The organism is Microvirga rosea, from assembly GCF_020595095.1.
Classification (GTDB): Bacteria; Pseudomonadota; Alphaproteobacteria; order Rhizobiales; family Beijerinckiaceae; genus Microvirga; species Microvirga rosea.
Map to the genome: position 1 here is coordinate 259,596 of NZ_JAJDOP010000004.1, position 11,290 is coordinate 270,885.

At 59.6% G+C, this 11,290-nt stretch carries 10 protein-coding genes; all 10 read right to left on the reverse strand.

Translation table 11 applies throughout. The features are described 5' to 3' along the window. Positions 1-124 precede the first annotated feature (124 nt). Positions 125-958 carry an ABC transporter permease gene (locus LJD17_RS12695; RefSeq protein WP_227384551.1) on the reverse strand — a complete coding sequence of 278 codons (834 nt, stop codon included), beginning with the start codon at positions 956-958 and terminating at the stop codon, positions 125-127. Positions 959-1,051: 93 nt separating this feature from the next. Beyond that, on the reverse strand, positions 1,052-2,185 hold the full coding sequence (locus LJD17_RS12700) for an ABC transporter substrate-binding protein (RefSeq protein ID WP_227384552.1): 1,134 nt from the start codon (positions 2,183-2,185) through the stop codon (positions 1,052-1,054). After that, positions 2,178-3,254 (reverse strand): ABC transporter ATP-binding protein, encoded by a 1,077-nt coding sequence (locus tag LJD17_RS12705; protein WP_227384553.1) that lies wholly within the window; start codon positions 3,252-3,254, stop codon positions 2,178-2,180. The genes LJD17_RS12700 and LJD17_RS12705 overlap by 8 nt, the downstream gene beginning before the upstream one ends. A 233-nt stretch (positions 3,255-3,487) precedes the next feature. Beyond that, entirely contained in the window at positions 3,488-4,627 is a 1,140-nt protein-coding gene (locus LJD17_RS12710; protein ID WP_227384554.1) for an alanine racemase, read from the reverse strand. A gap of 62 nt (positions 4,628-4,689) precedes the next feature. After that, the gene (locus tag LJD17_RS12715; RefSeq protein WP_227384555.1) at positions 4,690-5,478 is read right to left on the reverse strand and encodes a class I SAM-dependent methyltransferase; all 789 of its coding nucleotides are present in this window, start codon (positions 5,476-5,478) and stop codon (positions 4,690-4,692) included. Then, entirely contained in the window at positions 5,475-6,272 is a 798-nt protein-coding gene (locus LJD17_RS12720) for an ABC transporter ATP-binding protein (RefSeq protein WP_227384556.1), read from the reverse strand. The genes LJD17_RS12715 and LJD17_RS12720 overlap by 4 nt, the downstream gene beginning before the upstream one ends. Positions 6,273-6,276: 4 nt before the next feature. Beyond that, positions 6,277-7,329 (reverse strand): FecCD family ABC transporter permease, encoded by a 1,053-nt coding sequence (locus LJD17_RS12725; RefSeq protein WP_227384557.1) that lies wholly within the window; start codon positions 7,327-7,329, stop codon positions 6,277-6,279. Continuing rightward, positions 7,326-8,519, reverse strand: coding sequence for an ABC transporter substrate-binding protein (locus tag LJD17_RS12730; RefSeq protein ID WP_227384558.1), 1,194 nt, complete (start codon positions 8,517-8,519; stop codon positions 7,326-7,328). Before LJD17_RS12730 ends, LJD17_RS12725 begins: the two co-directional genes overlap by 4 nt. A gap of 359 nt (positions 8,520-8,878) precedes the next feature. Further along, positions 8,879-10,075 (reverse strand): hypothetical protein, encoded by a 1,197-nt coding sequence (locus LJD17_RS12735; RefSeq protein WP_227384559.1) that lies wholly within the window; start codon positions 10,073-10,075, stop codon positions 8,879-8,881. A gap of 10 nt (positions 10,076-10,085) precedes the next feature. Continuing rightward, positions 10,086-11,276, reverse strand: coding sequence for a polysaccharide pyruvyl transferase family protein (locus tag LJD17_RS12740; RefSeq protein ID WP_227384560.1), 1,191 nt, complete (start codon positions 11,274-11,276; stop codon positions 10,086-10,088). Positions 11,277-11,290: the final 14 nt, after the last annotated feature.

An 11,290-nucleotide genomic window follows, 5' to 3' on the forward strand; every position in this document is an offset into this window, starting at 1 on the left:
ACTGCGCCGGCCGACCAGATCTTCCCAGCTGTCGCGGAGCGAACCACGGCGGGCCTGCGGTTGTGCTTCGGCAACCCGAGAGGAAGCGGTCCGGAGGCTCCGGGTGTCAGCTTCATCTCCCCGCTCATATCTGCGCCTCCCGCTTGACGTTGTGGCGCAGATAGATCCAGGCGACGGCTCCGGCGATCACATAGGAGATGACGCCGAGCGCGTTGGCGGTTGCGTAGTCTCCGTAGGAATTGATCCGGAACGCCATGTCGACGGTAAGCATCGTCGGCTGCGATCCGGCAACCATCATCGGCACCGAGAGAACGGACAGCATGGTGACAAAAGACAGCACGAGACCGACGAGCAAAGTCTGTGCGACCTGCGGCAGCACGAGCTCGATCAGAACGCGCAAGCGCGACGCGCCGAGATTCCGCCCGGCTTCAATCGTGGCCCTGTCGATGGAAGCCATCGCCCCCGCCAGCATGAGCGTCACGAATGGCACCTGCTTCCAGACAAAGGTGATGATGATACCGCGCCAGTCCAGAAAGCTCGTCGCCTGGATCGGCTCCATCAGGCCTAGGGCGACCAGCGAGTTGTTCATGAGACCGTTTTTGGCGAGAAAGGTGCGCATGCACTGAGCTGCGACGATGAACGGAATGAAGAGTGGCCAACGGTAAAGATTGCGCAGGACGGCGATCAGCCACGGGGTTTCGCTGAGGGTCAGGATGCCTGCGATGGCGATCGACAGCACACCCGTCAGAAGTGTCGAGACGATGACGATGAAGAGAGTGAAAAGAATATCCGTGGAATAGAGTTCATAGGCCTTGTGGAACGATCCGAGCGAGAACCGGCCGTCCGCTCCCGTGAAGGCGGATGAGAGAGAAAAACCCAGCGGGTAGAGAAACAGGACGCCGATCATCACCAATGCGGGGGCGATGAGCAGAAGTCCGAGAAATGAGGGTCTCGCCATGGTTGGACTTGGATCCGATCCCGCCGCAGAGCCGGCCTGAGGGAAACGAGACGGGCGGCGAGCAAGGCGCCGCCCGTCCTGTCGAAGGTGCGATCAGTTCGAGACCTTCTTCTCGTATGTCTCAAGAATGTCGTTGAAGTAAGGACCGATCGGGAAGGCCTTGCCGTTTGCGGCCAGAGCATCCGGCGGAATATCGGCAAAGAGCTGGTTCCAGACTGCCTGGTCGAGTTTCCCTTCCAGGTTCTTGGCGTCGATTCCGGGATACCAGTTGAAGCGCTTCACGATACCTTCGGCCTGAACCTCGGGGCTCGTCGCCAGGGCGACGAACTCGGATGCCAGCTTATCCTGAGCGGTCTTTTGCGGGATCGCGTAGTACATCGGCTGGCCGGGCATGCCCGGCGAAACGAGCTTCAGGCGCATGTTCGGCGGCAGCTTGCCTTCGGCCTTCCAGGAATAGAACATATCGACCCAGACAGGCCCCATGGCGATTTCACCGCGATTGAGCATGTCGAGGGTGCCGGCATTGCCGGGGGTGATGACGACGTTCTTGTTGAAATCCTTGAGATCGGCCATGGCCTTGTCCCAGGAGGCTTTTTCCGAAGCGTCGTAAGGCCCCTTCTCGAGTTTCGTTCCGTCGCCGCCGAAGGCCGCGACCCAACCCGTCACGAATGCAACCCCGGACATGCCGCCTTTGATGCCGTTATAGCCGAATTGCTTCGGGTTCTTCTTCACCCATTCGCGAAGGTCCGCATAGCTGTTCGGCGGTTCCTTGATCAGATCGGGATTATAGGCGATCGCCGTCTGCGAATGGAACATGGGCATGACGTACCCGGACACGTCCGTGCCGAGCGAGTTCGCTGCCGTGTCGCGCGTGACCAGCTTGCCCGTCGGAAGAGCGTCGCGGTACTTCTTGAGCAGGTTTTCCTGCACCATCGTCCCGGCCGCCTTCTGGTGAATCACGACGACATCGAAATCCGCCGGTGCGCTCGCCTTGTTCTGGGCTTCCAGCTTCTCGTAGATCTTCTGAGAGCCCCCATCCCCCGGCCCCGTCCCAACCGCGACGACCTTGACGCCGGGATGCTGCTTCTCGAAGAGCGGACCGAGATAATCCTTGATGTAGTCGACCATGTTCTGATCGCCGGCGGTTGCCACGTTAAGGGTCTGGGCGCTGGCGGCGCTCGTCATCAGAAGTGCCGCGAAACCTGCGGCATAGAGGGCATTACGCATGGATTCCTCCCTGGGGGTGATCACTGGGAAACAGGTGCAACGACGCCACCGGCAGCCGCAGGCCGACGGGGCGTTCGAGGGCGTGGTACTCGTCGTCCGTCACGGTAAAATGACGGTCGCCGATTGCCACCACATACCTGTAATGTCCGCCCGGATACGTTCTCTGCGTAATTGTTCCGGGCAGAATGATGGAGCCTGCAACGCGGGCGTCCGGATCATGGAGCGATGCGGCGTCATCCCGGAAATAGGCTGTCAGGGACCCCATGGGGATCTGCCCGACGAAAGGTGTCGAGAGGCCGTCACGGGTGCGAATTTCCACGTCCTGGCCGGAGGAATGAACCTCGAGGTCGATCGTGTTCTCCGCCCCCATGAAGCTCGCCACGAACGGTGAGTTCGGACGATCGTAAACATCCTTCGGCGGCCCCACCTGGACGATATGCCCCGCATCCATGACGACGATCCGGTCAGCCATGGTCATGGCTTCCTCGCGGTCATGGGTGACGTGGATGGCCGTGAAGCCCAGACGGGCCTGAAGCGATTTGATTTCCGATCGCAGCTGGATGCGCACCTTCGCGTCGAGATTGGACAAAGGCTCGTCCAGTAGCAGAATCTCAGGTTCGATCGCCAGCGCCCGTCCGAGCGCCACGCGTTGGCGCTGGCCGCCGGACAGGTTGGTCACTTTCCGGTTCTCAAGGCCTGACAGGTTGAGCATCTTCAGGATCGATGCGACGCGCTTGTGGATCTCGCTCTTCGGAACGCCCCGCAGCTTCAATCCATATCCCACATTTCCGAGCACGGTCATGTGCGGCCACAGAGCGTAGGACTGGAACATCATGGCCATGCCGCGCTTCTCCGGCGGCACATTGACCACATCCCGCCCAAACAGGCGGATCGCGCCTCCCGCGGCCTTCTGGAAACCGGCGATCGTTCGCAGGAGCGTCGTCTTTCCGCATCCCGACGATCCTAGAATGGCAATAAACTCACCGGGAGCCACGGAAAGGCTGACGCCGTGCAGCACCTGCTGGCTGCCGTAGCTGACCTCCAGGCGATCAACGTCGATTGCGGGCAAGACATTATTGTCCACAGTCCCAAGTCCCTCCCTTATGGCGCTTTTCGCGTCTCTTATGGGATCAGACAATCACATTTAGATGACGGTGAAAAGCCTTTGATTCGAAGGGGATCAAACTTTTAGCCGGCTAGCCCATATGACCGGCAACGGGATTTTCTGCACGCTTGACGAATGGGAATGCCTACCCAGGAGATGCCGTCCGAGGCTCGAGGGATCGAGACAACCTGGCCGTATCAGATGACCTTGCCTCGCGCGTCGATGGACAGCAGGGCCGGCTCTCCGCCTGGATGACAGAGCGCCATCCGGTTGAACAGATTGACGACCGGACAGGCATGGTTGGGAAGCACGAGGAGCCGTGTCCCGACGGGAAGGTCGCCACCCTGCCGCCTGATGAAGCCATGTTCCTCCGAAAGCCGCACGACAGGCAGCCAATCGGCCTTCCCTTGAGAGGAGAACGGCATGGCGAGGCCGAAACCCGAACCGCCGGAGCTGTGGGCACCGAGATCGGAAGTCAGTGCCTTGGATCCCGCATCGATAATGTAATGGTCCGCGTTTGCGCTGATGATCGTCGTCACGACCCCGAGGGAAATGTCCTCGTGCGAGGCCAGCCCCAAGCGGACGGCCGTCAAATCAAGAAACACATAATTTCCGGGTCTGATCTCGTGGATGCCTTCGAAGCCGGGCGATGCGAGAACGGTCGGCGTCGAACCCACCGAGATGCTAAAATCTGAAAAACCATAGCGACGCATCCGCTCCTTCGTGGAATGCATCAGCTGCTGTTCGGCGCGCGCGACCTGCGCAACGCCATCTCGATCGGCACACGCATAGGCATGGCCCGCATGAGACACCAATCCGTCAAAGACGAGCTCGGAGCAGGCAGGAAGACAGCGAGCCAAATCCTCGAGAGCCTGAGAATCAGGCTCCACGCCGCAGCGATGCAATCCCACATCGATTTTGATGCGGACCGGGATGCTGTGGCCGGCCATTTGCGCCGCTTTGTTGAGGGCGTGAAGTCCCTGAGGGCTGTCCGCGATAAAGGTCACACAGGCACGGGTTCGCTGTGCAGCCTGGAGAAGCGGCAAGATGCGCTCGGGATCGATGACCGGATACGCAACGAGGATATCCTTGAACCCGGCATGGACAAACACTTCCGCCTCACTGGGTTTGGAGGCCGTCAGCCCGTCCGCGCCATGCTCTCGTTGCAGCATGGCGAGCTCGACCGACTTGTGCGTCTTCACATGCGGTCTGAGGCGAACGCCCGCCTCCGAAGCGATGGACGCAACGCGACGGATGTTCCTGAGCAGCCGCTCCCTTTGGACAAGAATGAAAGGTGTCCTCAGGTCCGGAAGGTCCACCCAAGCTGTTGCGTTCATAAGTCTCAATGCTCCCGCCCAGTATGTATGGCCGGCAAGCGCCCAGGCTAGGGATCTGTCGATCAGAATTTCCTGGCGCAGAGGATGAACCGGTCATGAAGCCACGTCCGCAACCAGTCGTGTGGCCCTGCGATGCTACGCTGCGCCCGATGGATACGTCGATAGCTCCCACGGGTGATATCCGTGAAACCGGCTTGCTCCGCAATCGTCTTGAGGTTCTCGAATGTCAGACCATTGCGAAACGGCAATTGCTGCAGGATCGCCGTATGTTGTTGCGCCAGCGAAGGGTCCCTGTGGAGATCCGGGCCCGAAAACCTTTCCAGGAGGTTCATGGCCTTCTTCGCAAGGCGGCCCCGCCACGGCAGGTTCACGAAATCGCCGTCGAAGATCAGGACGCGGCCGCCCGGCCGGAGCACGCGATACCAGTCCTGCAAGGCCGCCTCCGGATCCGTGAGCGTCCAGACGAGATGCCGGCAGACGACCGCATCGTAACTCCCGTCAAGCTCCCGCGTATTCTCCGCGTCGCTGAGGATGAACCGAGCCCGTGGATTGTCCTTATGCTTGGCGCGGGATCGCTCGATCATGGCTTCGGAGAAGTCGATTCCGGTGACGCGGTGGCCGAGGGACAACAGCACTCCGGTGACCTCTCCGGTTCCCGAAGCGAGCTCCAGCACGTCGAGGGGCTTGTCTCCGAAATGCGACCGGATCTCCTCTGCCCAGGCGTCGTGCTCGGGCCCCTTGAGGATGCGGTGCCCGAACGACTGATCGAATGTTTCGGCCCGTTTCGACCAGTAGGTACGGATGTCCTCCTTCAAGGACCAGTTGGCGGCGGTATGCATAACGCTTGTCATTCGGCGGCTCTTAACGAAGATAGATAGGGTTCGACAAGGAGCGATCCGCGTGCCGATCGCTCAAGATGAATCCCGACGCGATAAGCATCGGATGTCGCTCGCTTCTGCAGAACGTCTTCCGGCTGCCCCTCTTCCGCAATCTGCCCGTCTTTGAGAACCAGGAGACGCTCGGCAAAGCGAGCGGCGAGCGACAGGTCGTGAAGCGCAACAATCGTGATCATGGACCGCTCACGGGTGACCCGCTGGACGATCTGCAGAACCTCAAGCTGGCGGCGGACATCCAAGGCGCTTGTCGGCTCGTCGAGCAAGAGCACATCCGGTTCGCGGACAAGGGCCTGAGCAATGCCGACAAGCTGCCTTTGTCCTCCGGAGAGCGTACCGATGTGACGCTGGCTCAAGGCTTCGAGATCGAGGCTCTCCAGGACGGTCTGCACGAGTCTCAGGTCGCATAGGCCCGCCCGGAGGTCCACCCCGCCCGACAGGCTCTTGCGTGCCAGAAGCACGACCTCGAAAACCGTCAGGGCGGCACGCGCCGACAGGTCCTGCGCCAAATGGAAAACCCGGCGGCCACGTTCCCGATCCTTCAGGCAGGCAAGGTCCTGCGTTTCAAGCAGAATCCGTCCCCCCTGGGGCTTGGCCGCACCGGAGAAGCAACGGAACAAGGTGGACTTGCCCGAACCGTTGGGGCCGACAAGAGCGGTCAGGGCACCACGCTCCAAAGGCCCGGCCGCCAGCCGGTTCAGGACTGTCTGCGTACCGTAGGCGAAGCTGAGACCGTCGATGGTGAGGGACACGGCGTCAGGCTCCTCTGCTGCGTATCGAGAGGATGAGACTGATAAAGAATGGAACTCCGATCAGACTGGTAATCATGCCGATCGGATAAATGATACCCGGCGTGATGGCTTTCGAGAGCGTCGAGGCCAACGACAGGATGACGGCGCTCATGACGGCCGAAACCGGGAGAAAGAAGCGCTGATCCTCGCCGATCACCAAACGGGCGATATGAGGGCCGACGAGGCCGACAAACCCGATGGCGCCGACGAACGCGACCGAGATGGCCGCCAGAAGCGACACCAGAGCCAAGATTTCCAGGCGAAGCCGATCAACCTTGATGCCCATGCTTTCCGCGCGCTCGTCACCGAGACGCAGTGCAGTGAGAGCCCAGCCCCGCGCGAGCATCCACGGCAGCGCGATGCTCAGGGCCACGACGCAGATGGCGATTTTCTCGAAGCTCGCCCGGCCGAGACTCCCCATGATCCAGAAGACGATCTGCTGCAACTGTGTCTCGTTCGACCGATACTGAATCAACGCCAGAAGCGCATTGCAGGTGAACAGAAGCGCAATGCCGACAAGAACCATCGTTTCGGCGCTGACGCCTCGAAGTTTCGTCAATCCGAACAACGCCAGAGATGCCATGAGGGCAAACACAAAGGCGTTCATGGTCACGGCAAGCGTTCCCGCAACCGGCAACAGGACCCATCCGAACGCAAGGGCCAGGGACGCGCCGACACTGGCCGCCGCGGAAACTCCGAGGGTGAAGGGGTCGGCAAGAGGATTGTTGAGGATCGTCTGCATCGCTCCCCCGGCCAGTCCGAGCATGGCGCCGACCAGCACGGCCATGAGAGCGATGGGAAGACGCAGATCGAACACGACCAGCCGGAGGCGCGCATCCGCCTCCGAAGGATCGAACAGGGCGCCGATCACCTGGCGAAGGGTCGCGGGACCCGGACCGATGGAAAGATCCATGAGGAACGTGGCCAACAGAACGCTCACGCCCAACCCTACGAGACCAAGCCGCCGGCGCGCCGTGCGCCGGTAGCCGGCAACCGCCGTGAGCGTGACGCTCGTCATTTCATCACGGCCCAGAAGATGCCGGACGGTGCGACCGGCAGGAACTTGGCATGAAGCTCTTCCCAGTTCGCCTGCGGGTCGACGTCCTTGAACCGGTCGGGGTGCAGCATCTTGGCGATAGCCTGTACGGCGATGAACGAATAGGGCGAATTGTAAAACTGATGATAGAGCACCATCACGTGCTTCTCGCGGACGGCCCGGAGAAGTGACAATCCAGGGCGCTCCATGAGTGCCTTCAGGCGGGACTGAACTTTCTCGTCCGTCGCCTCATAGCCCATGGGAGCTGCGATGCTGCTCGGCATCGCTTCGGACCAGTTGGCTCCGGTCATGAGGAAATAATCGGGATCGTCCGCGACAACCTTCTCGATGTTGACGTCGCCGCCGCTCGTCGAGCTGAAAAAGCGACTTCCCCAATTACGTCCGCCGGCATCCTCAACGAACTTTCCGAAGTTCGTCGCGCCCCATGTGGAGCAGCAGTTATTCGGATTATAGCCCGCTGCCCGCTCCATGAAGACGAGCGGACGGTCCTTTTCCTTGATATTGCCGACCCGGGTATAAACGAGGCGCATCTGGCGCAGATAGAAATCGGCGAAAGCAAGCGCCTCTTTTTCCCGGTCCATGATGCGGCCGAGAAGAATGAGGCTCGGCAGGGTATTCTGGCTCGGATCCTCGCGCCAATCGATGAAGACGACAGGAATGCCGACCTTCTCCAGCTTGGCGATAACACCGGTTTCCTGAGCCTTGAAGTAGTTTCCAAGATCGAGAACGACCACATCGGCGTTCAAAGCGACGACTTTCTCGACGCTGAAGTCACTCGTGTAAGGATTACCGAAATCGGCGATCTGGTCCGCTTGGGGGAATTTGCCGCGATACTTGCGCCAAGCGTCCGGATCATTGACCTTGAGATCGTCTCTCCAGCCCACGACTCTCTTGAACGGATTGTCCTTGTCGAGCACCGCGAGCCCATAAAGCTGGCGCCCTTCTCCAAGGATCATCCGTTGAACACCCTTTTTCACCCGAACGGTTCTGCCGGCAAGATCGGTCACCTCGATGCTGTCCCCGGCACTCTGGGCCTGCGCCTGAGGCGCGACAAAGACGAAAGCCAGGACAAAGGCGACAAGCAGAGCGAAGGTGATGGAATGGTTGCATGCTTTGGCAAACTGACCATCGCATCGTCTTACAGTCGACATGGCTATCCTCATCGGTCCAGGGGTCAAAGCCCCGCGTTAAGGTTCGACATCATAGGGCGTCGGCCGAACCGCTAACCTCAGGCAGGAGGAAAATCAATGAAAAATCAATATGTTAGAACCATTCAAATCTAGATCTAGATTTGAATGGTTCTGAAAACGAGGAGACTTGCCAGCAACTCCAAACAGATACTTTGATCATTTGGAAGCCGGAAAAATTCCTTCGCCTGCACGCCCGTACTCTCCCTCCCCATACCGGTCAGAAGCGTTGGGTCTCTGATTGGGGGACGAGCTTCTTCGGCAGCCGAGCCGTCGGTTCGTGGAACAACACCGCTCATAGACCTGAACTGTGTTGCACGATTCTACGGCCGTGGGCGTAGCTCTACCGGCACTCTGACGAGATCGCGGTCCCAGGTGACCTTGCATTTCGCAAGTTGGTACCGCGTCAGATACAGATATCCACGCGTCCCGAAGTCTTCATACGACAAGGTTTGCGCCGCCGGATCGATCAGGCTCGGGTAGAAGAATGCCTCAGGATTCTGGCAGGACTTGTCCCAGAGAAGCTGCACTTCCGTCACGAGAACCGGCTTGGTCCAGGTCACGAGGTCTTGTGAGGTCGAGGTGTAGATCCCCTCAATCTCATGACCGTCCTCTCCTGGGCGCTTATCGCCGAACACGGCCATGACGGTGTCGCTATCACGGATTTTGACGATACCGCCGATAAGTCTGCCAATGACGTTCGGCGCAACGGGCTGACACACGTGCTGGCCGGTATGATCGACGCGGCTGCGGAACGGATCGATGAAGCTGACGGAAAAATCCCTGCCGTCCCACGCCCTCCACGAAGTCGGGTCATCGAGATTGTTTGTGCGTATCAGACAATTGCCGCGGCGCTGCTCTCGGTACCCATCGGCAAAAATGAACGCATAATACCATCCCCCACGCTCGATGATGTTGGAGGGGTTGGCGTAGCCGACCCGAGCGTTCCGGTCGGTTGGGTACGTGTATGGCAACGTCGCCACCATCGGAGGCACTTGCGACGAAGCGGGGACGAAGCGGCGTCCGCCATCGTGGGACACGAGGCCGGTGATGGTGTTCAGGAGACAGGCGCTGTAACGGCCGGCAGGACATTGTCCCGGCGTTCGCTCGCCACGCAACTCAGTGTGAGCGAGCGCATAAACCGTCCGGCCATCGGACGTGTAGACACTCCCGATCCAGCTCAGGTCATCGAAGTCGGAGAGGCGTGCCGACCCACGGCCCTGGTAAACGAGCTCGCAGCTCGGCTTGAGAGCATCGAGACTGGCGCCGACGAGGGTCCTATTGTCGTTGTGACTGATGGTCAGGCGCACCTCGCCGTCCGCACTCCGGAACGCACGGGCCGAGGCATCTGGAACATGGCTTTTGACGCAAGCGTCCCTTGACCAGTCGAAGACCGTCTCCACAGGGCCGTTCGGGGCAAGCATGAAGTCCCGGCGCTCGGCTATATCAGCACGAGCGCCGGTCCAGAGAACGCTTCCCGCCAGGAGAGAGATGGCAAGAAGCGTCAGTGGCCTCTTCATCGACAGCGTCCTACGCCACCTTCTGAACGGGCGCAGTCACCGGCTTCTGCATCACGTCGACCATCTTCGTATCGACGTTGTTTTCGACAAGGAACTGTCTCATCTCACGATAGGTGTGGTGATAAGCGCGGTTGAACTTGTCGAAAAGGGACTGGTCCCAATACTCCTCCAACTTGAAGTCCTTGCCCGCAAAGACGTCGAAGCTCGGGATCTGGAAGGTCTCGGCGAATTCCACCGTCCGGCTGTCATAGGTGAAGTAGATCGAAGGCGTGCCGTTCGAAAGCGCCATCAGGTTGCCGTGGAGACGATAGCCGAGAACGAGGTCCTTCTGCTGAACCAGATCTTCGTAATCGGAGACGACATCCGAATAGAAGAGGCGCTCGCGATGAAGCCTTTCCATCGTCTCGTCCATATACCAGTCCGAAACCCACTTGTTGGCGCGGAGGGCCGCGAACGCCTCCTCCTTCTGCTCCTGAGTTCCGAAGACGATCTTCTTCTCCTCGACCTCACCCTGCGCCATCAGGACGACATCGAAACGCTGCGCAAGATCCTTGACGAAGTCACGGTGGAACGTGAGATATCGCTTGATATCCTGCGCATATGCGGGAGAAACCTCACGTCTCATGGTCACGCCGACATAGCGGACCTTGTCCAACGACGGGAGCTGGATCTTCATGTCCGGGTTGTTACGGCGGAATGCTGTCGGGCAGCCGACGATCCGGACATTGCGGATTCCGATATCCCACAGAACCTGGGCTGAGTAAGCGCCGCGTACACCGATCGACGTCGTCGAGTCGGCCATCATCCGGAGTACCGTCTTCGTTTCCTCCGACAGCTCGATCTTGCCCTTCACCGGCGCCTGAGCGCCAATGCCGTACGCGATGACGGGTATCTTGAGACGTTTCAAGACCTCGATCGTCTGGCTCCACCGCATGTCCTTATGAACGTAATTGGAGCCACGAAGGAACACATAGTCGTATTCCTCGTTCAGACGATCGATGTCGTCCATGTTCGGATTGGCAATCGGCAGAACTCCAAGCTTGTCGAAATTCAGGAGTTTCAAGGACGAGTCGAAAACGAACGCGTCGCCGATATTGTGGTAATGATTGATGTGCGCTTGGATATCTTTGTAACGATACCAGCGAACGTTGTCGTGATCATAAACTTCTCCCGAAGGAATCATCACAAGAATGCGTGCCACGTTGTCTCTCCTTC